This window comes from Saccharicrinis fermentans DSM 9555 = JCM 21142 (assembly GCF_000517085.1).
Lineage (GTDB): Bacteria > Bacteroidota > Bacteroidia > Bacteroidales > Marinilabiliaceae > Saccharicrinis > Saccharicrinis fermentans.
Map to the genome: position 1 here is coordinate 2,038,617 of NZ_KI912107.1, position 26,268 is coordinate 2,064,884.

The following is a 26,268-nucleotide window of genomic DNA, read 5'->3' on the forward strand; positions in this document are numbered from 1 at the left end:
ATCATTCACCTGCGTGTTCAATTAATTGCGCTGGCCAACTTTGTTTCATATCGTTTATAACTTTTATTAATTATTTAGAAAGTAATATTGGCTCCTATTGAAACTACCCTTGCCTGAGGATAAATACCTTGATCAACCCCTGTATAAAATACATTATCGCTATTTCCAATTTCCGGCTCAAAGCCTGAATACTTGGTAAAGGTCAATAAGTTATCGCCAGATACATACAAGCGTATTCTTTCAATATTTACTTTATCCAACACCGACTTAGGCAATGTGAAACCAAGTTGTATATTCTTTAACCTCAAGTAATCAGCATCTTCCACCATGTAATCAGAGAATGTTCCTTGGTTATTATTTACATCGTTCCACACCACTCTAGGTTCTGAATTAGAAGTACCTTCACCCGTCCATCTGTTTAATATAGAGGTCTGATAATTAACATTAGGTAAGTCATAACGACGCGTCGCATTAATCATTTGATTCCCCACAACTCCATACCAAAACATACTAAAGTCGATATTTTTATAAGCCATGTTTAGATTCAGACCAACCGTAAAATCGGGATAAGGATCACCCAAATTAATTCTATCTGAATTGTCAAGCACTCCATCATCATTTTGATCCACATAAATTAAATCACCGGGTTGGGCATTTTCCTGAATCAATACACCGTCTTTACTATGGGCATTAACTTCTGCTTCATTTTGGAAAACACCTGCCGTTTCATAGCCCCAGAAAAATCCAATCGGTTCACCCACTTTAGCAATCGTTAATTGCTCCATTCCTGAAGGTCCAACACTTACATCCCCATACATAATGCCTTCCTCATTATTTATCTTGGTCATTTCATTTTTATTAGCCGATAAATTTAAAGTGGCACCATACGAAAAATCATTGATCTGATCTCTATATCCCAATAACAATTCCACTCCTTTATTCTCAACCGTTCCTCCATTAACAGTAGGAGCATCATTACCAATATAACCAGGAATAGCGGCATCAATCAATAAATCTTTTGTTACCTTATTGTAGTAATCGAAATTCAAAGAAAATTTAGAACCAACCCGTAAATCGAAACCTATATCTGTTTGCTCTGAGGTTTCCCATTTTAAATCAGGATTAGCTATCTTTTCTGGAGCAGATCCTTTTACAGTTAGGCCGTCGTTAAAATTATATTCGTTATTATTAGTAATCAGCGATAAATATGCAAAGTTACCAATGTTCTCATTTCCATTTTGTCCCCAACTGGCTCTAATTTTCAAGAAACTAACAGGCCCCAGTTTATCTTTCAAAAAACTTTCTTCCGAAATAATCCAACCCGTTGAAATTGAAGGAAAAGTAGCATAACGATTGTTTGACCCAAAACGTGATGAACCATCATGACGAACCGTCAAAGAAGCCATATATTTATCACCATAGCTATAGTTTACACGACCAAAATAAGAACGCAAGGCATTTTCTTCAAAACCACCACTTGCCGTTTTACTTTCATCATTACCTGAGTTATCAATATAGGCATAATCCACTCCCTCAATCAACAAATCACTGGCACTACCTGAAAGGTTTTCATAGGTACTGGTCATCAAAGTTGTTCCTGCCAATGCATCCACTTCATGCGCACCGAATACTTTATGATAATTAAGGGTAGTTTCCCAGTTATAAGTATACCAGTTCTTCATATTCTTATCGACTTTCGTACTGGTGTTATTCGTAATTTCACTTAACTCATACAGAGGTTTATAAGTATCTTGCCATTGATATGCATAATCAATCCCTAAAGAAGATCTGACTTTTAAATCTTTTAAAAACTCATATTCAGCATATAAGTTACCCACAATTTTGTCGGTTCTGTACTCATCATGCAAATAATACATATTTGCAACAGGATTCACAATTTCCTGCATATTCCTGATGGGCCAACTAAACGTACCATCTTCATCTCTTACCGATGTAATCGGATCAATATTGATGGCTTGCGCCAAGGGTGAGTTATAAACACTATTGGGATCAACGCCTTGTGATTTAAAACGTGAATATAACATGGAAGACCCGATCTTTAATTTATCATCATATGAAGTATAATCGGCATTGGCTCTAAAATTAATTCGCTCATAACTGGATTTATCCTCTGAAACAATACCTTCCTGCTCAAAGTACGATAAAGCCGATGAGTAAACTACTTTTTGGTTACCTCCACTTAAAGTCAACGTATGACTTTGAATAGGGGCATTATCCCTAAAAATTTCCTTTTGCCAATCTGTACCAGCACCAATACCAGCCACTTCACTATCCTGAATCCAATTCTTAGAGCTACTATCATATCCTGAATTAAGCAAAGACTCATTGATAATCATTTGGTATTCCCGTGCATCCAAGAGATCCATGTTTCTCCAGGCATTTTGCACACCATAATAACCATCATAGGTTAACTTGGCGGCTCCTTCTGATCCTTTTTTGGTGGTAATAATCACAACCCCATTGGCACCTCTGGCACCATAAATAGCAGAAGCAGAAGCATCTTTTAAAACTTCCATACTACCAATGTCGGTAGAAGCAAGATATGAAATGTCACCCACCGGATTACCATCCACAATAAACAAAGGTTGTGAATCACCTGTGGTACCAACACCACGGATATTTACAGAAATGCCAGCTCCCGGCTGACCAGAGTTAGCAGCCACCTGCACCCCAGCTACCTGACCTTGTATGGCTTGCTCAGCACGCTGGATAGGCATCTTCTGAATATCTTCAGATTTAATAGAAGAAATAGCACCAGTAACAGCACTCTTCTTCTGCACACCATAACCAACCACAACTACCTCGTCAAGATCAGAGACCTCGGTCTGCAAAGTTACATTTAAAGTTGTACCATCAATGATATGCTCTTGTGCTTGCATACCTATAAAAGAGAACAGAAGCGTCTCTCCCATATTCGCATTTAGTGAAAACTCACCATCAATAGTAGTAATGGTACCATTGGTTGAACCTTTTACCACTACACTCACTCCGGGAATGGGCATTCCATCTTCCGCAGATGTTACTTTACCTGTAACTGTTGTTTCTTGTGCCCATATAAGGGTTGTACACAATAACAGGAAAATCGTTCCTAATAAATTCTTCATTTGCTTTTTGATTTAGAATTAACTATCGAAAGCAAAAATGAATGCAAATGTTAATATAAGCTAACAAATCACATCACAAAAAACTCATTACAGAAAAATTAAAACCTCACAATAAACTCACACTCAATTACACAAACAACTAATCTACTGGTATTTAAAAAATACAAAATTCACAATTCAGTTCATACAACATTTCACTTTGTATTTTTTAACACTTTGCCTAACAAAACATTTTTTAACACTAAAAACATAAAAAAGACACCTTAGAAAAGAGCATAGTAAATTCAGAGACCAAAAATAGGCAGCACAACCAAGAGAGCATGTACCCATACTTTGGATTAACATTGGAAAAATTAGTTATATTTTTCCAATATATGCAGAAAGATTTTCACCTTGTTCAATACCTAGCTTTTGACGTAGCTTATACCTGTTATTTTCTACTGCCCGCGTGGTAATATTCATCAATGAAGCAATTTCTTTAGACGACATGCCCATCTTTATAAAGGCACTCAATTTTTGTTCTCGCTGTGTTAAATCCGGATGTAAACGAATTAGTTTCTTCAAAAACTCCTCGTGTACCTGTCCAAAATGCATTTCAAACACCTCCCAATTATTCTCATTGGTAATAGCCTTATCTATTTTCCGAATCAGAGCACTCACCTTTTTATCCACATCCCGAAAATCATGCACACGCCCCAGTCTCTTTAGTTCTGCCTTTATTTCAGACAGAAGTTCATTTTTCTGTATCAAATTTATTGTAGAGTTAGCCAGTTCTTTTTCCTTAAAAACCATTTCACTCTTCAACCTTTCGTTTCGCATTTTAATCATTTCCTTTTCCGATAGCAAAGCCGCATTTTTAAATTGCTCTTCCTTCGCCTTAAATCGCTCTAGCTGTTTCTCCTTTTCTTTTTTCTTACTTAACTCAACTCTTCGGTTAACCACAACAAACAAGACAAGCATAATGAGTATAATAAAAAACAGATACCCCACCTTTGCATAAATAGTTCTATACCAGGGTGGTAACACTTCAAAACTAAACTTCATAGGTTCAGCCTCCACCCCATAACTATTCAATGCTTTAACCTCAAACGTATACACTCCTTCATATAAGTTTGAAAATGATCGGACGCGTGTACCACTCCACTTAGAATATCCATCATCTAAACCTTGCAAGTAGGTAGCATACAATATCTCGCTCCCTTCCATAAACGAAGCGGAATAACTTATCTCAAAAGAGTTATTTTTAAAAGCAAACTGCGGTACAATTTTTTGCTCCTCACGCCCTTCCTCGAAATGATTCATAGCATAAACAACCGAGTCCGAAAGCGCTTTAAATGATCTGATATGGACTTTAAATGGCTTTTGGTAGTTTTTCACCACCTTTGACGAATAATGGGCGAAACCATCCTCCACCCCAAAAAGCGCATTTTCTTTGTCTAAAACAAAAACATATTCAAATCCACTCACCAGCTTACGTTCCAACGAAATAAAGGGATAATCAATTTTCTTATATGTTCCATCTTCTAAATACCGCAATACTCCAACACTATAATCGTGAAAGTACCAGATATTCTTGAACTTATCTTCTTTTAAATAGTTAGGAAAATGTTTATCTCTGAAATAAGCATTATAACTACTATCCCGAGTAAATGAATGCCCTTCCGCAGGCAAAACATAAACTCCATCCTTTCCAGAAAACACACAACTCCCATTAATTTTCGACAAAACCAGGTCAGATACATTCTGAGGAAAATCATCCTTTTCAAAAGCCTGCACCTGCACAACCGTCGTATAATCCTTACTAAACCGTAACCTATACACTCCCTTATACCCATGAGAAACCCACAAATTACCCTGAGCATCCCATTCAATAAACCTGGAAGATTCATCAAAACCACGAATTCGGCTTTTATAATGCCAGTTTCGTCCAATTTTCTCGAACAAACACAATCCATTATAGGTACCGGAAATGATCAAATTCGGATTTCCTTCTACCTTTTTAAAATTCCACACACCATTCACCCCATCCGTAGTCAACCGCCGAATCCTGTCACCTACAATTTCAAAAGCACCAAGATTATGTCCACACAACAAAACATCCTCCTCCGCATAAAGCGCCCACACCTGACCATCCGACCCGTTCAGCTTTTTAAAATCAGCCCTATTCTTCAAGGGATCAAAGAAAACATCCTCTGGTATTTTGTACAAACCTTGATTCGTTCCAAAATAATAGTATCCATTGTACTTCTCTGCACAATAGCCCGTTCCCACATTATAATAGCCTTGCAAAAAAGTAACACTCGAATTAAAATTAACACGAACTATACCATTATCCAAACCACCCCATATATTTCCTTCCCGATCATACGATACGCTTAAAACCGTATTGTTTTTAAGCCCCTTATCTTTATCAATCTGCATCACAACATCTCCACTGAGCGAAGTAATAACCAGTCCTCCTTGAATAGTGCCAAAGACCAAGAAATCGTTCAAATATTTTATCCCGCAAAAAATATTAGTTTGCTGTAAAAAGGAATCCGCATCCACATTCCATTTTTCAATACCTTGCATATCCCATATAAACAAACCATTTTTCATGGTCGCAATAACTATTTTATCCTCGGCTAAAGGTAACATAGACACGATTTCCGAATTTATCATTTTTTTACCTCCCGAAACAGGAAAAACATTTTGTCCCCTCAACTCCATCAAACCCTTTTTTTTATCCTGCACCAACAACAATCCATTTACCATATACGAAGAAATGAATCTGGAAGAAGATCGTATCACACCAACCAACTCATCGTCTTTAAATAAGCACAAACCCTTTGGTGACCTAAAAACAACCATATTATCCCAGGAATAAATATCCCAGAATTCGCCCATCTCACTTAATTCTGGATAATGTGCATACGAAGTATACCTTAAATTTTGAAGTGAATCGTATTCGTAATACCCTAATTCATTAAAAGAACCTATATATATCCTTTTGCCTAACACTTTAACACTTCTAATAATTCCAAAGTTTTTATCATTTAACAAACTCCAATTTACGCCATCAAATTCCAACAATCCATCATTATTGGCAAAATAAATAAAACCTGATTCAGCCTGTGATATATCCCAATTTTGGGTAGCTCCATTATATTCTCGCCTATCAAAATACTCAAGCTCGGGAATACCAATCTTGTTCATCTGGGCGCCAGCTTCAATGGCAAAAACAAAGAGAAGAAACGCAACAATATGGATATATATGATTCTCATTAAAACATGTATTTATCTAAAAACTACAAAATACTAAACTGACAAAATGCCATACTTCAACATCAAAAGTAACATTGGTTTACTTTTTGTGACTTCACAAAAATAACATATACTGTTATTCAAATACAAAGCAATTGCTTTAATATGTCTAAATTTGAATCAGAAAATTTAATAAAGGACTAGAATGGACATTTCAAACATCAAGATACAACAAGATACAATAGAAAGCGCACTTGCCCAAAAAAGAGTCAAAGACGCTTTGTCTGTGCTTGGCGCATTAATGAAAACACATCCTGAAGGCTATTTACTGGATCAACACTACAACCTGGAACTAACATACAAAAGTATGCTCAGGTACACAATGGAAGGAGTAAACGACCCTGAACGCTCAAAGGTTTATGACAATATCTTGAGAACATGTTACACCTTATCTGATCAACTTTTTTCTTCCATCAACTACACACATTCCAGCGGCATCTTTTACGAAACAAAAAGGAATTTATTCGCAAAAGAATCGAAGGATTTAAAAGAGTTGATTCATTTACTTTACGGCGAGCTTACTCAACAAAAAATAGCAGATCAAGCTGGTCTTCAAAGCAGTTCAAACAACGAAACGGCCATTCTCATATTTAATAAATTATGGGTAACAGAAAAGTTATCCAATGAAGAAATAGACGACCTAAGACAGCTAATACGTGACACCTCTGTCCACTATAGCTACCGAAGTATTTTTATTTCGGCCCTAACCATGGGACTGCTACAAGAATTTAGCTTAGATAAAACGCTCTTATTGTTCGATTTTATAGATCATCCCGAGAACGAACTAAAACAAAGAGCCATCACAGGACTGATACTAAACCTTTACAAATATGACAACAGACTAAAGTATTTTCCGGAGATATCAGCCAGAATAAAGTTAATAGAAGGTAACGAAAACTTAATTAATAATTTTATTACCATCATCACCCAGTTAATTCGGACCAGAGAAACAGAAAAGATATCAAAAAAACTAACAGATGAGATTATTCCTGAGGTAGTTAAAATGCAGCCTAACCTAAGAAATAAATTAGGTTTAGAAAATATGCTAGGAGAGAAATTCAACGAAGGAGAAAATCCAGAATGGGAAGATTTCTTCAAAGATTCGCCAGAGTTGATGAACAAACTAGAAGAGCTCACCGAATTGCAAATGGAAGGTGCCGATGTATTTTTAAATACCTTTAAAATGTTAAAACACTTTAGCTTCTTTAACGGCATCAGTAACTGGCTCATTCCTTTTTATCTCGAAAACGAAGAATTAAAAGCAACACTAAAGGACGATTCAAATATATTTGCATCAAAGGCTATTCAAAACAGTCTGGCCAATTCCGGTTTCCTTTGTAATTCCGACAAGTATTCATTGTTTTTGAGCATTCCGCACATGCCGTCATTTCAAAAAGATATGATGGGAAATATGTTAGAACAACAGCTGGAACAAATGGATGAAATAGAGAAAGATGAAAAGTTGGTAAAAGCCGGAAAAGAAAGCTCTATCATATCAAACAGGTACATTCAGGATCTTTATCGTTTTTACAAGCTACACCCCCAACACGGTCAGTTTGAAGACGTATTTTCCTGGAGAATGGATTTTTATAATAAATGTTTTTTTAAACAATTAACAGATGGCATTCATGAGTTAAGACAGATTGCAGAATTCTTCTTCAAAAAAGAATATTACCAAGAAGCCTCCGAAGCCTTTTATTTAATAGCACAACAGAGTATCGATAACATTGAAGTTATTCAAAAATTAGCTTATTGTTATCAACAATTAGAAACATACAATGAAGCACTAAATAACTACTTAAAGGCAGATATATTAAAACCAGAACAACTCTGGACAACAAAAAAAATTGCTTTAATGTATAAACTGTTAAAAAAACCACAGAAGGCGTTGGAGTATTATCGCATCGCAGAAAGGCTTAAACCTGAGGATTTGCACACCCAGGCTTCAATAGGTAACTGCCACCTCGACCTAAAAGATTATTCTCAAGCCCTCAAATACTATTTTAAAGTAGAATATCTTGACCAGAAAAACACTAAGATATGGCGTCCTATTGCATGGTGCTCTTTTGTAACCGGAAACTATGACCAAGCCGAGAAATATTACCAAAAACTACTCGCTACAAACTCCAGGACCTACGATTTAGTGAATATAGGACATGTACTATGGTGCAAAAACAATCGTAAAGAGGCTTTAAAATATTACCAAAAGTCCATCTTACAAATGAAAAATAAAGATGTTTTTTTTGATACATTCAAGGAAGACATACCTGTTCTTCAGAAAAATGGCATTGCCAAAGAAGATATACCAATGATGTTAGACCAATTAAAATATTTACTGGAAGAATAAGTCCGAGAACAACATGGCAAAAAAGAATATTGATTCAGAATTATATAGCTACGGTATCTATTCCAGCTGGGATCGTAGCTCCAAAGAACTACCAAAGCTAAAAAAAATCACGGATGAGATACCATTACAACTGGATATTGAATTCGGATATGTCATACGATTACGCGGAGCAAAAGGCAAACGGATACAATATAAAATTGACCATCCACCTTTTCTTGACGAACAAGGATCACCTGCGGAACCATTTACAGGTGAATACTTTGTCAACTCAAACGATTATGAATTCTTTCTCGGCGATACCATTTGGGAACCCATTCATAACAAAAAAGGAGAATGGACATTGACCACCTGGCTAGACGGAAAAGTGCTGTATAAAAAATCCTTGTACGTAAAAGGAGTCTAATACTCCATTAATTCAATACCACGGTAATTAAGAAAAAAGTAAATCCCAATAGCGCAATAACCAATAATACTTCAATTACAAAAAACCAAAATATTTTCCGCTTCAACCTTATGGTATTATCCTGCGTTTTCCCAAACATGTCCTTAAACTTTAGTTTCATAAATCCGAAAATTACTCTCTTTTATTATTTTAGGTAAGTCAATTATGTATGCATGCTTTTTATTTAATCATACACTCATATTGTTAAGTAATAACTTGACTTTTCCAGTACACACTCCACTAAACTTTGTGCCCTTTTAGTGAAGCAAACTTTTTAAAACTATTAAAAAAAGAAACGCTTTACAAGTTAAAAAAACTTAATGATACATATACACACTATTTTTGGACGATTTGCATATACTTGGAGAAATAAAAATGAAATTCACCCCCCATATAAATGTTTTTTTTACCCCCGGTCTAAACTGCATCATCTTTCCAAATGCATGCCTTCCAACAGCTATTTCATGCAATTTCAAAACCGATAGCATCAAGAACTCTCAATTCTAAAGGTCATTTTATTTAACAATACTACTTTATTCCATATAAAAAAAGATATTCTTTGGGAAACTATCTCCTTATTAAAAATTATTGAATATAGGTTTTTATAAATGTAACCTTCTATGTTTTTCTAGCATAAGTTTTCAAGTTTAAACTGTAGATAATGACTGCAAGAAAACTACTGTTTTTTTTGTCTTTGATAAGAAAGCTTCAAAGACAAGGCTTTCGATATTTTTAAAACCAAGGAGTTTACTGATTGTTGTGTGTTTAAATGGGGATTATTCATTCATTAGAAATTGTTTAATCAGGGTATTGCTAAATTGTAAGCTCTCTTAACTTACTTAAATTGGTGCTTAAGATTGAATGTTATGTTTTACAAAGTGAGAGAAATAGCAACAATCATCAACAAACAGAAATAAAAAATGATACAATTGCTAAAAGAACATCCCTATAGCAACAGGAAACTTCTTTGTTTTCAACAAGAAGTCTATAAAATGCAGCATTACTATTCTCTCAAATAGAACACTAATTGACCACCCACAGAACCAATACACCAATCACAATAACACATTGAAAAAATAGAATCAGATTGGGAAATTCCCATTTGCCAATGCCATATCTTGACACAACCAAAGAAGATAATTTGTTCATAATAATAAAGTAGTATGGTTTCCAATGCAAAGATTGTTATAATAAATAAGTTTTTCGATTAAAATATTATTCACTTAATGAAACCTATGCTTTTTCAAACGAAACACCTATTTTTACAAATAAAACATAGAAACGTGATATTTTTAGATATATTTTTATTTAATTTATCATACCGATTTTTTGAATATATTATTTGTAAATTCATATGCTGAAGGCTGTAATTATAGACGATGAGATTTCTGCAAGATTAAGTATTGAAAAGATATTACAAATGTACCTCCATGACGTTATTGAAGTAGTAGCTTCGGGGGATAATTTAACAGATGCAATTTCATTTATCAAACAATATTCACCGGATATTGTATTTTTAGACATAACAATGCCCCATCAGTCAGGGCTCGATCTCTTTAACTACTTTGATACTATTAGTTTTGATGTGATTTTTATTACCGCGCATCAACAATATGCGGTGGATGCTGTTGGACTAGGTGCGTCGGGTTACTTATTAAAACCCATTAAACCTAAACAAATTGTAGATGCCGTTTTAAAAATTAATTTAAAGAAAAATAGCACCTCCCCTTCACAATCACAAAACAACGACGCAGCATACAACACATGTAAACTCCTGGTCAACCACCAAAAAGGTGTTCATATAGTATCATACAATGAAATAAAAGCCATTGTTGCGGACGGAAATTATTGTAAAATATTTAAAACATCCGGAGACCCATTATACGTATCCAGAACCATTGGAAGCATTGAAGAAAATTTACCTCAAAATCATTTTTTTAGAACACATAGATCCTGCATTGTAAACTTAAACTATATTACCGAAATTGACAAAGAGAAAAACCTGATACTATTATCTAATATAGAAACCCCTTTGGCCTCGGCCAATTTAAAACCGTTGATCGAAGAACTATCTAAACTTGCCAATAATCACATTTAAGATTATAACATTCCATTATCAATCATTAGAATAATATGCTCAATCATAGCATCATCTCCCTGTGCATCGAATTCGGATTTTAAATTTGATCCGAATATTCGAGCCACGGATTGCCACATAAAGGCAGAAAACCCACCTTTCAAATCTTTAATTAACTGATAACTGGTATCACCTGTTTCCCTGTCGATTAATTTTATCAACATTCTACCCTGGGAATAGGTTAACTTCTTTAAAGGTTGCTCAAATTCATTAAACAACTCTTTTTCAGAATGTTTTATAAATTCCTTTCGCTTCTTCTTACCCTTAATAGTATCAAGCGAAACCGATATTTCATTCAATCGTTTTTGAGCCAATCGTGCGTAGGGTAGTGTCTTTTTTATATTTACCACCATACGGTTATAGCGGTAGCGCTGACGTTTATTTTTGAATTTCCAAGGAGGAACTACCTTTATCTCCCCAATATCAACATGAGGCAAGGTATCTCCATCAATCAGTTTTTTATCTACATAATTGACAACAGCCTTAATAGAATCTTGCGATTGCCCATAAAGCTGCGAAACAGTGACAAATAACAAAAACAATATAATATGACGAATAATATACATATCCTGCAACGTGTATTTGAATAACGTAATCATTTAATATCGGTTGCATTTGTAAAGTCTTTTTTTTTAAACACCAGCATTTCATAAAAAAACCGGCCTTATCAAACTCGGATGATGCATTAGAACTTCGTCGTAAGAATTAAAAGTACAATCAATCCAGAACTTGTTGAAATGAAACATAGCACCGCAATGGTGAATTAAAACAAATCAACTTACATCCTGATTGACAATAACTTAAATTCGCAATTGCTTTTCTAATGCATTTTCCGACTTAAAGACCGGTTAAAATATCAATATAGTAATACTACTCCCTACTACTATACATTAAATCTAAAATGCATAATATCTCCATCCTGCACCACATATTCTTTTCCTTCAATACTCATCTTACCGGCTTCCTTACAACCTAACTCCGATTTATATTGTACAAAATCACTGTATTTGATTACTTCGGCTCGAATAAAACCTTTTTCAAAGTCAGAGTGAATAACACCCGCAGCCTGCGGTGCAACTGCGCCTTTAGGATAGGTCCATGCACGCACTTCTTTCACACCCGCAGTAAAATATGTTTCTAAATTCAACAGTCTGTATGCAGAGCGGATTAACTTGGCAACGCCCGATTCCTTCAGACCTATATCTTCCAGAAACATTTGACGCTCTTCATAAGAATCCAACTCTGCAATATCGGCTTCTGTCTGCGCCGCAATAATTAACACTTCTGCATTTTCATCAGCAACTGCATTTTTAACGGCATCAACATAACTATTACCATCAATAACCGATGCCTCGTCAACATTGCACACATAAAGAATAGGTTTATTTGTCAATAACCATAGATCATGAGCTACTTTCTCCTGCGTATCTGTCAGCTCTACAGAACGAGCGGACTTACCTGATTCCAGTGCTTCTTTATATAAATAAAGCACTTCTACCAACTTCTTCATTTCAGGATCCTTGGAAGATTTGGCTGCTTTTTCCGACTTCTGTAGCCTGGCTTCAACCGTTTCCAAATCCTTTAACTGAAGCTCCATATCAATCACTTCCTTATCGCGAACAGGATCTACAGAACCATCCACATGGGTAATATTATCGTTATCGAAACAACGTAAAACATGAATGATAGCATCTGTCTCACGTATGTTGGACAAGAATTTATTACCTAAACCTTCGCCCTTGCTTGCGCCTTTCACTAATCCCGCAATATCAACAATCTCAACGGTTGCAGGCAACACCCTTTGTGGCTGAACTAATTCTTCCAATTTAACCAACCGCTCATCGGGTACAGTAATAACCCCAACGTTCGGTTCTATGGTACAAAAAGGAAAGTTAGCCGACTGCGCTTTAGCATTCGATAGACAATTAAACAAGGTTGATTTACCTACATTGGGTAAACCTACGATTCCACATTGTAATCCCATTTTTATATTAATTTCAGTGTCACTGTTGTCAAAAAAAATTTGTGCAAAAGTACATCAAATTTTTGGGTTGATAAAATTAGACCGCACTATATCCTTATTCAAAAGACAAAAGAGACAGAAACAAAGAAACACAAACTCGCTACACTCAAACTAATTTATTGTTAAAAATATTATTCAAACCAAACTTAAAAAATAAGTTACAAAATAGTAGAGTGAAATTCATCGAATTCTCCCTGATTCAAAAATTCAAGGGCGGCTTCCATCTCCTTATACATAATTTTATCCTCCTTCACAAAAGGCACATACGCTCTAAAAGCGGCTAAAAAACCCTCCAGATAAGGTGAAGTTTTCATCGGCCTTCTGAATTCAATAGCCTGAGCTGCATTTAATAACTCCACAGCCAACACACGTTCTACATTAATAGCAATCTTAAGCGCCTTTGTGGCCGCATTACCTCCCATACTCACATGGTCTTCTTGTTCATTCGATGACGGTATGGAGTCCACCGACGAAGGAGTAGCCATTTGTTTATTTAAACTTACAATGGATGCCGCTGCATACTGAGGAATCATAAATCCAGAATTCAATCCTGGATTGGCCACTAAAAACTCGGGCAAGTCTCTTTCTCCGGATATCAGGCGATAAGTTCTTCGCTCCGAAATACTGCCTATTTCAGCCATGGCAATACTTAAGAAATCCAAGGCTAAAGCCAATGGTTCACCATGAAAGTTACCTCCTGACAAAATCATTTCCTCATCAGGAAAGACTATTGGATTATCGGTCACTGAATTAATTTCGGTATAGACAACACCAGCCACGTAATTGATAGCGTCTTTAATAGCACCGTGCACCTGAGGAACACAACGAAATGAATAAGGATCTTGAACTTGCTTATTGGCCTGATTTAATATTTCACTGCCCTGCAATAAGGCAGTGATATTTTTGGCCGTTTCCAATTGGCCGGGATGAGGTCTAAGTACATGTAGTTGTTCTTTAAAGGGATCTATCCTGCCATTAAAAGCATCAATAGATAAGGCTGCAATAATATCGGCATACTTCGAAAGACGGAAAGTTTTTAATAAGGTATAGACAGCATGAGCGCTCATAAACTGCGTACCATTGAGTAATGCCAATCCTTCTTTTGCCTCCAGTGTAATTGGCTTCCATCCTTGCATCTTTAACATTTGAGCAGCACTCATAGTTTTCCCTTTGAAAAAAACCTCACCATAACCTATCAATGGCAAAAAAAGATGTGCCAGTGGAGCTAAATCTCCCGATGCCCCAAGCGATCCCTGTTCCAATACCACCGGATAAATTTGATGATTGTAGAAATCCAGAATTCGCTGTACTGTTTGAAGCTGAACACCAGACTTCCCCATACTTAATGCATGTGCTTTTAACAAAAGCATTGATCGCACCACTTCACGAGGTATTTCATTCCCGGCTCCACAAGCATGACTGATCAATAAGTTTTTCTGCAATTTACTCAAATCCTTTTTTGAGATGGGTTTATTGTGCAAAGCTCCAAACCCGGTATTGATACCATATACCGGACCATCATGCTTATCTAAATAGTCATCTAAAAAATTCTTGCATGATTGAATAAGTTCTTTGGACTCCTCCGAAAGCTCAACCACAATATTCTGGTGCAGTAGCTCGTCTATCTTTTCAAATGTCAGAGGTTGAGGTGTTATATAATGCTTATTTTCCATTTTCTTTGATTTTTTGAATAACAAATACTAATCTATCCAACAAGGAATAATACAATCAAAAAAATGAAATCATGGAAAGCGGATATCACCTCCAAAAGAAATAAGATGATGACGAATATTTTTAAGTATTCTACCCATAATAAGCACGAGTCAAACATTTAAGACTCGTGCAAACTAAGTAAAATACTTCATTTAGGCGATGACATTAATCACCTCTTCCACAGTCAGTAATTGCTGTTCGCCTGTGGTCATATTTTTCAAGGTAAGTTTTCCTTGGTTCATCTCATCTTCACCTGCCATAGCCACAAATGCAATAGCCTTTTTGTTGGCATAAGTCATCTGTTTCTTCATTTTGGCTGCATCAGGATATAACTCCGCATTGATGCCGGCCTTACGAATTTTTTGCAAGTTTTTTAATGAATACAAGGCTTCTTTTTCTCCAAAATTCACAAATAATAACTGGGTTGAAACAATAGATTCTTTAGGATAAAGATCCAACTGATTCATAACATCATAAATACGATCTGCTCCAAAAGAAATACCCACACCAGAAACATCTTTTAAGCCAAAGATACCTGTCAAATCATCATATCTACCTCCACCAGTGATACTGCCAATCTGCACATCCAAGGCTTTCACTTCGAAGATAGCTCCGGTATAATAATTTAAACCCCTGGCCAAGGTCAAATCTAGCTCTACCTCCGTGGATATATCCAAAGAAGCCAGGTATGCAAAAACAGTTTCTATTTCTTCAACACCTTTTAAACCAACTTCGGAATGCGCAAATACAGTTTTTAGGGTAGCTATTTTTTCTTGATTTGTTCCCGTTAAATTGATGATTGGTTGCAATTGATCTACAGCTTCACGAGGCAATCCTTTCTGTTCCAACTCCTCATTAACCTTCTCAATACCAATCTTATCCAACTTATCAATAGCCACAGTAATATCTACGATTTTATCCGCTGCTCCAATAATCTCGGCAATACCACTTAATATCTTACGGTTATTCATCTTAACCAACACCTGAATATTTAAAGCCTGATACACATCATCCACAATTTGTATCAGCTCCACCTCATTCATTAAGGAATTTGATCCCACAACATCTACATCGCACTGAAAAAACTCCCTATAGCGTCCTTTCTGTGGTCTATCCGCCCTCCAAACTGGTTGAATTTGATATCGCTTAAACGGAAAGGTAATCTCATTCTGGTGCTGCACTACAAAACGTGCGAAAGGCACCGTTAAATCATAACGAAGTCCTTTCTCCGATATTTGAGAGGTGATCTTTACCGAGTTTTTTTCGCTTAAAGAATGTGGGTCAGCCTTGGCTAAAAAATCACCTGAATTCAGTATCTTAAAAAGAAGCTTATCTCCTTCCTCACCATATTTTCCCATGAGGGTGGATAAATTCTCCATTGCTGGTGTCTCAATGGCCTGGTAACCATATTTTAAAAATACCGATTTAATGGTATCAAAAATAAAATTTCTTTTTGCCATTTCAACCGGTGAAAAATCTCTTGTTCCTTTTGGTATAGTGGGTTTTTGAGCCATCTTGTAATTATTTTTTTTATTGAGACGCAAAGTTATTTAATTATTTTAAACTTATATCAGTTCCGATTATAAAACAAATAGACACCGCCCCAATAGCTGCAAAAATACACCTAGTTGGCATGAATCAAATATATTCGTCTAAGAAAAGGAATAACAAACAAACAAAAACATAAAGTTCACCACTTAAACAAAACCAATCAGAAGTTTTAAGGTAAAAACATATAACCGATAGAAGAATTGAACAGATCCTGCATCTCTGTACAGAAAATTAACGAAGGGATAGATGAACACAGTTAGAATACTGATTATTGGAAACGACGTAATTAACTTACAAATAATAAAAAGACAGCTACTTGACTTTGATGAGGAATGGTTAATCATCAACAAGTCCTGCGACGATGCAATTCCGGAATTAAACCATACCTACTATAGCTTAATTTTAATAGACTGTGAGGAGCCTTCTGCCGAACTATTGGAAAAAATTCATTTTATTAAAAGATCCAACAAAAACTGGGATACACCCGTCTTAGTTAGCCTTCAAAATACAGAGCCAACAATTATAAAAAAACTATTAATTGCCGGCGCTTTAGATTTCATCCAAAAGCCATTTAAGAATGTTGAGCTATTTGCACGTGTACGTACTGCACTCACCTTATCTAGCTCCATTAAGAAACTAGAGAAACAAGCGCGTGTTATAAGCGAAGGCCAAAACAAAATACAGGAAATCGTATCTGGTCTACTTCCCAACGAAATAGTAACCGAACTCACTCTTTTTGGAGAATCAAAACCAAAAAAATACAGAGAGGCCTCTGTTTTATTTATTGACATGGTGGACTTTACAAAGAAATCAACTAAACTATCTCCCAAGATATTAATTGATGAGTTATCGCAAATATTCTCTTCTTTTGACCAAATCATTAAGAAAAATAATTGTACCCGTATTAAAACGATGGGCGATGGCTATCTGGCCGTTTCAGGGATCCCAACCCCCAACAAAAATCATGCTGAGAACCTCATAATGGCCGCCATAGACATTCGTGATTATTTAATAGAGCGAAACATAGAAAATCCGGTTAAATGGGATGCCAAAATTGGTATTAACTCCGGTGAAGTAATTGGGAGTATACTTGGCACAAACAACTGTTTGTTTGATGTTTTTGGCGACACGGTCAATGTGGCTTCGAGAATGGAAAAGAAATGCGATCCCAACCAAATTAATGTAGGCATCAAAACATATATGCTTACGCGCGATAAATATAGGTTTATTGAGCGCTTACCTAATCAGGTAAAAGGCATTGGGATAAAAAAAATGTATTACTTAAAATCAAAGGTTCAACCAAATAGTTTACATCCCAATACAACTGCGCCTCCCATTAAATTCTCATTTAAATCAGAGATAGCGACAAATCGCTAAATCTGATACAACTTCTCAAACATTTGGGCACACCTGATCATACTTCTCATAGGCATTGGTTATGCTGTTCAGCAAAAAAACTCATAAAAATGGCCATACTTAAAAAGTACAGCCATCATAAAATATAAGACGATAAATTTATTCCATCAATTTTCTATATCTGATTCTTTTGGGCGTTACATCACCCAATCTTCGTTTTTTATTTTCTTCGTACTCACTAAACGAACCTTCAAAAAAGTAAACCCCTGAATCTCCTTCAAATGCCAGTATGTGAGTAGCAATTCTATCCAAAAACCACCTGTCGTGTGAAATTACCACAGCACATCCTGCAAAATCATCCAAACCTTCTTCCAGCGCTCTTAAAGTATTCACATCAATATCATTGGTAGGCTCATCCAACAGCAATACATTGGCTTCTTCCTTTAATGTCATGGCAAGATGTAAGCGATTTCTCTCACCTCCGGAAAGCACTTTACACTTTTTCTCCTGATCACCGCCTGCAAAATTAAATCGGCTGATATAAGCCCTGGCATTAAGCTCACGCCCCCCCACTTTGATGGTTTCCTGACCATCCGCAATCACCTGAAAGATACTTTTTTCTGGATCAATGGCTTCGTGCGTTTGATCTACATAAGCTATTTTAACGGTTTCTCCTACTTCAAAGCTTCCTTTATCAACCCTCTCCTTACCCATAATCATTCTAAAGAGGGTTGTTTTACCTGCTCCATTGGGTCCAATTACTCCAACAATACCGTTTTTAGGAAGTACAAAATCTAAATTATCAAACAACAACTTATCATCAAACCCTTTGGCTACCTGGTGTGCCTCAATCACTTTATCCCCAAGTCTGGGTCCGTTCGGAATAAAGATCTCCAGCTTCTCCTCCTTCTCCTTTACGCCTTCATCCATCAATTTATCGTAAGCCGACAGACGAGCTTTAGACTTAGCATGTCGTGCTTTGGGAGCCATCCTAACCCAGTCCAATTCTCTTTCAAGCGTTTTTCTTCTCTTAGAAGCAGTCTTTTCTTCCTGCGCCATACGATTGGTTTTCTGCTCCAACCATGAAGAATAGTTACCTTTCCAAGGAATACCTTCTCCCCGATCCAATTCCAATATCCATCCGGCCACATTATCTAGAAAATAACGGTCGTGGGTAATTGAAATAACAGTTCCCTTATATTGTTGTAGGTGCAACTCCAGCCACTGAACAGATTCTGCATCCAAATGGTTAGTAGGCTCATCCAACAGCAACACATCGGGCTCTTTCAATAACAAACGACACAGAGCTACCCGTCTTCTTTCACCACCGGAGAGGAACTTCACCTGTTTATCTTCTTCCGGACAACGCAGTGCATCCATAGCTCTTTCAAGCTTGGTATCCAGATTCCATGCATCATATTGATCTATCTTCTCCTGTAAAATCGTTTGCTCCTTCATTAAAGCCTCCATCTTATCAGGGTCTTCCAACACTTCAGGATCGGCAAATTTTTCATTTACCTGATTGTAAGCGTTTAATACGTCAACTACTTCCTGAACACCTTCTTCCACCACCTGCTTCACGGTTTTCTCATCGTCTAACACAGGCTCTTGCTCCAGATAACCCACAGAGAAACCTTGCGAAGAAACCACTTCTCCTTGATAGTCCTGGTCAATGCCGGCTATAATTTTCATCAACGTTGACTTACCCGAGCCATTTAAACCAATGATACCGATTTTAGCACCATAAAAAAAGGAAAGGTAAATATTATTTAATATTTTTTTTTGGGGTGGTACCACTTTACTGACCCCAACCATTGAAAAAATAATCTTTTTATCGTCAGACATAATTGCTTTGATATGTTGTTATTTATATTGATCGCCAAATTTATCACAAATAAGTTTCATAAGGAAACAATCATATAAAAACCCTGCTGACAATAGCCAACAGGGTTTTATATGATTATACCGGTAAAAACTACTTCTTACCCATTGCTTTAAAGTCCTTTAACAGCAATCCATCGCGGTTTTTCAGGTTTACCATGTGCCAGTCGAAATAATAAAATTGCGAATCGGCTGCACCAATGATAATCTTATAACAACGCGCTTTATAACGTGTACCTTCAGGCCCTACCTTATGTAAAAAAACCACATCCGGATCTTTATCCTGAATGGCTTTGGTAACTTCTTCTTGCGTAACAATTTCAACGGTATACGGATATACCTTTTGGATTTTAGAAATAGTATTGGCATCCGGAGCCAAATCCTCTTTAACAACCAGTAATTTTTTATTACTCAAACTTTTTATGTTTTTGTTGTAATATTTAAACATATTTCTACTGATTATTTTAGGATCCTTATTCACTAATTTTACATGATCCTGGATAAAACGGATAAATCCTTCCATTTTATAGGCATAGCTATCATCTTCTACCCTCAGGTAAGATAGAGGAATCGAACACAAATCGGGCATGTCAGTAATAGAGTACACATCTTTACCCATCAACAAACTTACAAAAGTATACCTGGCCTTGGTCTTGTCTCTATCGAAGGTTACCGTTGATGTAACAATAAACGAATAAGACGCATCTCTACGTTTTTCTTCAAACTCCGACTGTGAAATAAACTCGTAATCTGTAAGATTCCAGACACTGGGCATCACTTTTTTAATCATAAAGTTAAAATCAGACATGGGATTTTCATCCATCACAACCAGGGTTTTGGTTTTTAAAAAATCCTTGTAGTCCTGAGGTACAGGTAAATGATCCTGTGCACCAACAGAAGTAAGCACAAACATCAATAATAGGTTAAAAACAATTTTCTTCATCGTAAAAATATTTATTCATTAATTTTTAACAGCCATATGGAACTGTTCCCATAAATCTGATCATCCTCGTCTATGATCCAACAACTTGTTACCCAACGAAGGAATACAAGCGACCATTACGATTTGATATTTTAATGCCCTTTTTACACGGCACAATGATTTTGCTACCTTTATAACGAGCAAAATCTATTATTGTTACCTTCTATCCGCCAAGACAAAAATAATTATACGAAACTGGCACGGGCAGTGCAAATAATTAAACACACAAATAAATGATTAAAATCTGCACAGATCAGTAAAGTCTCACTAAGTTCCAAACATATAAATTCAACATAATTACACACTCAACCACATTCATCAAGACTGATAAATTTTGATTTTCTTATTTGGTAATGCTTTTTTATAATATCTTTATCATTCGTTTGATTAAATTAAATCTGATTTATTCAATAATTGTAGTAATAAGAATCTAAAAACAAAGATGTTTAGATTCGTAATAGATAATTTATATAAGTCAGGTTAAGATAATACAACAACATTTCATTGATAGAAATAAGTCATTCAAATTATTTCGTTACATTTGGATCATTGCCTTATAGACATTAAAAACATGAAGTTCATTAACAAATTCTTATTACTATTTTCATTCGACCAGGACGAAGAACTGGAAGTAGAAACCAAAACAACGTTGCTTTTAACCAATGTTTTAAATTTCTTTCTTTTTGTCATTATCTTTATTGAGGGTATTGTATCTCTTTTAGAAGAGAGCCTATTCTTTGCCGGTCCCTTACTATTTTTAAGCGTTCTATTTGCGTTTAATTACCTGTACATGGGAAGGAGACCCAACACCCTTTATTACAAAGAGATATTATTTACATTTGTTATTTTAACCTTTCTCTTTTTCACCATCTTCGGAGGATCCACAGGGGTAAATATTTTTTGGATAGGTTCTTTTCCTTTTATAGCCATTAATTTATTTGGCCGAAATAAAGGAGCCATAGCCTCTCTGGCGTTATTTGCATTTGTATTATTAGACTTCTTGGTATTAAGCACCTATATTCCCAAAGCTCAAACGTATAGCTTAAACATTGAAATTTTCGCATCCATATTTTTTATTTTTTCATTTGTTATTGCCTATACACTTAAATTTATCTTTGCTGAAGTCATGCTTACGAAAGAGCGTGCGATGATCAACTCTCAAAATTCCAAGACCTCACAAGAGGAGCAAATATCTAATCTATCCAGACAAATTCGAACCCCCTTAAGTAATATTACGGGCATCCTAGATATCTTAGGAAAAACCGAACTAACGGATGACCAACGAGATTACATCAACACCATCCATGCTTCAGCAAACAATATGGTAAACGTAGTGTCCAACATGGTTTCTACACAAAAAACAGGACTCAACCCTATACCGGAAGAAAAAATCAGTTTTAACCTTTATTCTACGCTCAACAATACAATAAGACTATTTTCTGAAAGTAACGATAAGCAAAAATTCAGTCTATCTTTTTCTGCCGATATCCCGTCCACAATGACAGGAAATGCCATTAAAACCAAACAAATATTTTTGAATATTTTAAACGGCATTGCCAAATATAATACTTCAGAAGACAAGCAAATTAATATTGAAGTTTCACGATCCAACAATATGCCTGGTACTATTGAATTACTTTTCAAACTCACTAGTTATGGATCTATACCATTCCCTAAAGAATACAAGTCCGACGAATCATTGTACAACAATGATATATTAAGACTTAACACATCAAAACACATTCAATTTTTAGAGCTTGGTCTCACCCAAAAATTAATAGAACAGGATGGACATAACTTTTCCATTAGTCCCGATCCGGAAAAGACAACTTTTGAATTTGGGATCACCTTTTTTGAGAATACCCAAAGCTATTCAGTACAGAACATCAAAGAGAAAGTTTCTACCACAGACTCATTTTTCAAAGCTTCTGTTGACATAAAGGATGCCAATATATTATTGGTAGAAGACAACTTTAGTAACCAACAGATTATGATATTATATATCAAAAATGAAGTAAAGAAAATAGAGGTTGCCTACAATGGGAAAGAAGCTTTAGATAAATTTGGCAAAGCAAAGTACGACCTAATTCTTATGGATGTTCAGATGCCCATAATGGATGGTTTTAAAGCCACACAAAAAATACGCGAAATAGAAAAAAGCACCAATACACACACGCCGATTATAGCCGTTACTGCAAATGCTTTTCCTGAAGATAAGGAAAGGTGTATAGTAAGCGGAATGGATGATTACATTAGTAAACCATTTCAACCAGAAGATTTAATTCAAAAAATAAAACACCATTTGAGTTAAAACTACAGAGCTCACATTTCGAAGCTTATTCCCCGGGGATGGCTATCACACCCATCCCCTTTTTACCATCTATTTTTACAACGGCCGCTCGATGGAGTCGAACATGCTTCATCCACTCATCTTCATACACAGCAGGTTTTGACATAAGATATTCTTCATTATAATAACCGCTACCCGTTACTGTATTCACAGTCATATACCCCACCCTCAACGAGGTTAGATTTTGAAAGAAGTGTGTTCCCTGACTAGGGTCCACACAAAAGCCATGTAATGCAGTCTCTATAATAACTCTGGCACCTGATATCTGTGCCCATTTAACAGGAATACCTAATTTCGGATCCTGCGACCCCCACCTCCCTGGTCCAATTAATATATAATTACGATGATCCGAAAGTAAAATATGATTCAATTTTTCAATTCTACTTACCATATTAATCATATTTGCAGGAGAAAAACCTACAGACTTCACAAATATAAAATCACAAATATCATCAATAATCCCATTCCCCAGGGCCGATTTGGAATAAACAAGCTGTTCCTCCGGACAAAGTTCTTCGAGGTTTTCCTTCAAAGCCTCCTCCCCTTCAACAGTTGGCCGTATTTGCAAGGGATAAAAAACAGGTTTTTCATTGGTTTTTTGCAGATCCACCGCAAATTCTACTTCAACCGGCTGATTCATTTCTTTTTGCCCTATCTCCAGTATCTTTTTCACTACCTGAGCCAATGGAAATACTTCATTTTTCAGGATATTCGAGAAAGTCACCAAGGGTATACCCTTAGACATTACCCCATCACGAATAATGTTATTTTGATAATCATAAACGGAACCCAGCCACCTTAAAGATCCATCCTCTAAAGCCTGTTTAATATCAAGGTATTGAAGATTTACAGCATCGTTGACAGAAGGAACAAATGTGGTATTGTCCAAGTCCAATGCAAAAAACTTTTTTTGTGTCTCCCTTATGGTCATTTCAGGAGAAGACAATTGCAATGCCTTCTTGGGATAACTGGGTGAAAAACGCAATGAAACACCCCCTTCTACAATCTGTTTTCCCAACCCTAAAGCTACATTCACAATTCCCTCCTCTGCTTTTTCTGGACCGATAGGATAAAAGTTCACCGATCGTGCCACGCCTGAAATAGTCGGATAAAAACGGTTTCCATGCTGCTGTCCAACCACTTCCTGAAGCACAATACCCATCCTTTCTTCGTCAATAATATTCATGGTAGCCTGCATATAAGCCTTACTGCTCTTAAAAAAAACAGATGCATAAACACACTTTACAGCATCCCCTATTTGTTTCATCACCACCTCAACTTCATCGGTATTGGAAACCATATATGTAGAATAAATACCCGCAAACGGTTGATAGTGACTATCTTCCAATACACTCGAAGAGCGAATAGCTATGGGATTGTCAATAGCTGAAATAAACTTACGCAAATAATGATCAGATCTATGCGGTAACTTGGCATTCACAAAATGTTCAAGTATGTCCTCATCGGACATATCAGACAATGCAACCTCATACAAATTATTCATTTCCATAAACAACTCAAATATATCCGTACCAATAACCACTGTTCTAGGTATGGTTATATCTACCTGCTCAAAATGTAACTCACTGCTATTTTTAGTGATAATATTATTTAAAAAGGCCAAGCCTCTGGCTTTACCTCCAATGGAACCTTCACCTATCCGTGCAAACTTCACATACTTATCGTACTTATTGGGATCAAAGGTGGCAATCACTCCTTTGTTCTTGGATATTCTAAAGCTAATAATGGCGTCATATAAAAATTGCTTGGAAGCCTCCAGACTGTCAAAATCCTCAATACGAAAATTCCTGATCATTTCGGCAATGGGAAACAGCGCTCTGGCCTTCAACCATTTTGACACATGATCTCGCTCAAAATGATAACGCAAAGAACTATCTGGTAAATCAAATAGCTTTTCTTGCAACTCCTTAAGATTACTCACTCTTCCAACTTCCTGATGCGACTCAGGATCCATAAAAATAAAGTCCCCAAAAGCCAAATTCACCTTTAAAAAATGCTTCAATTCCTGCAAAAGACTTTTGGAATATTTATATAGAAAACCAACGCGAATTTCTTTGGCCACCTGAGCCACAGATATATCTGATGACTGTAATAAAAAAGGCATAAAAGCATTTTCACGCTTAACCGTTTTAGCTAGTTCTATACCTGCATTATCAATTTTTTCTCCATTCCTTTGGAAAGACACATCTGAAATAACACCTAACACATTACTTTTATATTTCTGGTAAGTGTCGATCGCTTCTTCATAATTTCGTGCCAATAAAATCTTAGGTCGCCCTCGCATACGCATCATCTTCTGATGTTCATTTAAACCCTCCATCATAAACTTCTTGGACTGGTTAAAAACAATGCGATAAATAATAGGCAAATAACTCGAATAATATCTAATAGAGTCCTCCACCAATATAATACACTGAACACCCACCGATAAAATATCAAGTTCAGCGTTCATCTCATCTTCAATCAATTTTATAATAGCCACCAATATATCGGCATTACCCAACCAACAAAAAACATAATCAATCGCACTGGTATCTTCCCTACCCAACTTAATACTCACCTCGCGAGAGAATGGTGTTAAAACAACAATGGGAATATTAGGATAGTCAGCCTTCACATTCTTCGAAAGACTAAAAGGATCCATACCTCCCACACTCAACATAGATATGATTAAGTCAACAGGTTCATTATGTAATACCTTAAAAGCTTCCTCTGCTGTTGTAACCTGGATAAATCTAGGCGGATAACGCAAGTTCAAAGCCACATACTCATTAAAAATCTGTTCTTCAATCCTTCCATCCTCTTCCAACAGAAATGCATCATAACTACTGGAAATTAACAGAACGGATTGAATTCGCTTCTGCATTAATTTATTAAACTCTGTTTGGGTAAATATACTTGAGAAATCCATAGGCTCTTAAACGAATAATATGGTAAGCGTTTACTTGTACCGTAAAGTTACATAAATAGTTTTGTTCTCAAGAATACAATAAAAATTATAAGTTCTAATAAATCCGCATGATACATTGGACTTGGT

At 36.0% G+C, this 26,268-nt stretch carries 14 protein-coding genes; 5 read left to right on the forward strand and 9 right to left on the reverse strand.

Annotated elements, in window-relative coordinates:
* Nucleotides 1-74: 74 nt before the first annotated feature.
* Both CYTFE_RS0108025 and CYTFE_RS0108030 read right to left on the reverse strand, forming a co-directional pair.
* Complete coding sequence (locus CYTFE_RS0108025; RefSeq protein ID WP_044213554.1) at nt 75-3,125, reverse strand: SusC/RagA family TonB-linked outer membrane protein; 3,051 nt, start codon at nt 3,123-3,125, stop codon at nt 75-77.
* A 357-nt stretch (nt 3,126-3,482) separates the two neighbouring features.
* The gene (locus tag CYTFE_RS0108030) at nt 3,483-6,389 is read right to left on the reverse strand and encodes a triple tyrosine motif-containing protein (RefSeq protein ID WP_027471388.1); all 2,907 of its coding nucleotides are present in this window, start codon (nt 6,387-6,389) and stop codon (nt 3,483-3,485) included.
* A gap of 184 nt (nt 6,390-6,573) precedes the next feature.
* Between CYTFE_RS0108030 and CYTFE_RS0108035 the strand changes: the two genes are divergently transcribed.
* The 3 genes from CYTFE_RS0108035 (at nt 6,574) to CYTFE_RS0108060 (ending at nt 11,315) form a co-directional block, all read left to right on the forward strand.
* Nucleotides 6,574-8,775 (forward strand): tetratricopeptide repeat protein, encoded by a 2,202-nt coding sequence (locus CYTFE_RS0108035; protein ID WP_027471389.1) that lies wholly within the window; start codon nt 6,574-6,576, stop codon nt 8,773-8,775.
* 13 nt (nt 8,776-8,788) lie between these two features.
* Nucleotides 8,789-9,178 (forward strand): DUF3859 domain-containing protein, encoded by a 390-nt coding sequence (locus CYTFE_RS0108040; RefSeq protein ID WP_027471390.1) that lies wholly within the window; start codon nt 8,789-8,791, stop codon nt 9,176-9,178.
* A gap of 1,393 nt (nt 9,179-10,571) precedes the next feature.
* Nucleotides 10,572-11,315 (forward strand): LytR/AlgR family response regulator transcription factor, encoded by a 744-nt coding sequence (locus CYTFE_RS0108060; RefSeq protein WP_027471391.1) that lies wholly within the window; start codon nt 10,572-10,574, stop codon nt 11,313-11,315.
* Between the two features lie 2 nt (nt 11,316-11,317).
* Here CYTFE_RS0108060 and CYTFE_RS0108065 read toward each other — a convergent pair whose 3' ends face one another.
* The 4 genes from CYTFE_RS0108065 to hisS form a co-directional block, all read right to left on the reverse strand.
* Nucleotides 11,318-11,953 carry a DUF4294 domain-containing protein gene (locus tag CYTFE_RS0108065; protein ID WP_235208243.1) on the reverse strand — a complete coding sequence of 212 codons (636 nt, stop codon included), beginning with the start codon at nt 11,951-11,953 and terminating at the stop codon, nt 11,318-11,320.
* A 284-nt stretch (nt 11,954-12,237) separates the two neighbouring features.
* Nucleotides 12,238-13,338 carry a redox-regulated ATPase YchF gene (gene ychF / locus CYTFE_RS0108070; RefSeq protein ID WP_027471393.1) on the reverse strand — a complete coding sequence of 367 codons (1,101 nt, stop codon included), beginning with the start codon at nt 13,336-13,338 and terminating at the stop codon, nt 12,238-12,240.
* Between the two features lie 197 nt (nt 13,339-13,535).
* Complete coding sequence (hutH, locus tag CYTFE_RS0108075; RefSeq protein WP_027471394.1) at nt 13,536-15,050, reverse strand: histidine ammonia-lyase; 1,515 nt, start codon at nt 15,048-15,050, stop codon at nt 13,536-13,538.
* A 192-nt stretch (nt 15,051-15,242) separates the two neighbouring features.
* The gene (hisS, locus tag CYTFE_RS0108080) at nt 15,243-16,604 is read right to left on the reverse strand and encodes a histidine--tRNA ligase (protein ID WP_027471395.1); all 1,362 of its coding nucleotides are present in this window, start codon (nt 16,602-16,604) and stop codon (nt 15,243-15,245) included.
* A gap of 283 nt (nt 16,605-16,887) precedes the next feature.
* Between hisS and CYTFE_RS25615 the strand changes: the two genes are divergently transcribed.
* On the forward strand, nt 16,888-18,018 hold the full coding sequence (locus CYTFE_RS25615; protein WP_052343085.1) for an adenylate/guanylate cyclase domain-containing protein: 1,131 nt from the start codon (nt 16,888-16,890) through the stop codon (nt 18,016-18,018).
* Nucleotides 18,019-18,156: 138 nt separating this feature from the next.
* On the opposite strand, the gene ettA is transcribed toward CYTFE_RS25615, so the two are convergent.
* Entirely contained in the window at nt 18,157-19,842 is a 1,686-nt protein-coding gene (gene ettA, locus CYTFE_RS0108090; RefSeq protein WP_027471396.1) for an energy-dependent translational throttle protein EttA, read from the reverse strand.
* Nucleotides 19,843-19,972: 130 nt separating this feature from the next.
* Nucleotides 19,973-20,821, reverse strand: a complete 849-nt coding sequence (locus CYTFE_RS25620; RefSeq protein ID WP_044213549.1) for a hypothetical protein — start codon at nt 20,819-20,821, stop codon at nt 19,973-19,975.
* A gap of 610 nt (nt 20,822-21,431) precedes the next feature.
* Between CYTFE_RS25620 and CYTFE_RS0108100 the strand changes: the two genes are divergently transcribed.
* The gene (locus CYTFE_RS0108100) at nt 21,432-23,171 is read left to right on the forward strand and encodes a response regulator (RefSeq protein WP_044213547.1); all 1,740 of its coding nucleotides are present in this window, start codon (nt 21,432-21,434) and stop codon (nt 23,169-23,171) included.
* Nucleotides 23,172-23,196: 25 nt separating this feature from the next.
* On the opposite strand, the gene CYTFE_RS0108105 is transcribed toward CYTFE_RS0108100, so the two are convergent.
* Complete coding sequence (locus tag CYTFE_RS0108105; RefSeq protein ID WP_235208237.1) at nt 23,197-26,097, reverse strand: PEP/pyruvate-binding domain-containing protein; 2,901 nt, start codon at nt 26,095-26,097, stop codon at nt 23,197-23,199.
* Between the last annotated feature and the right edge of the window lie 171 nt (nt 26,098-26,268).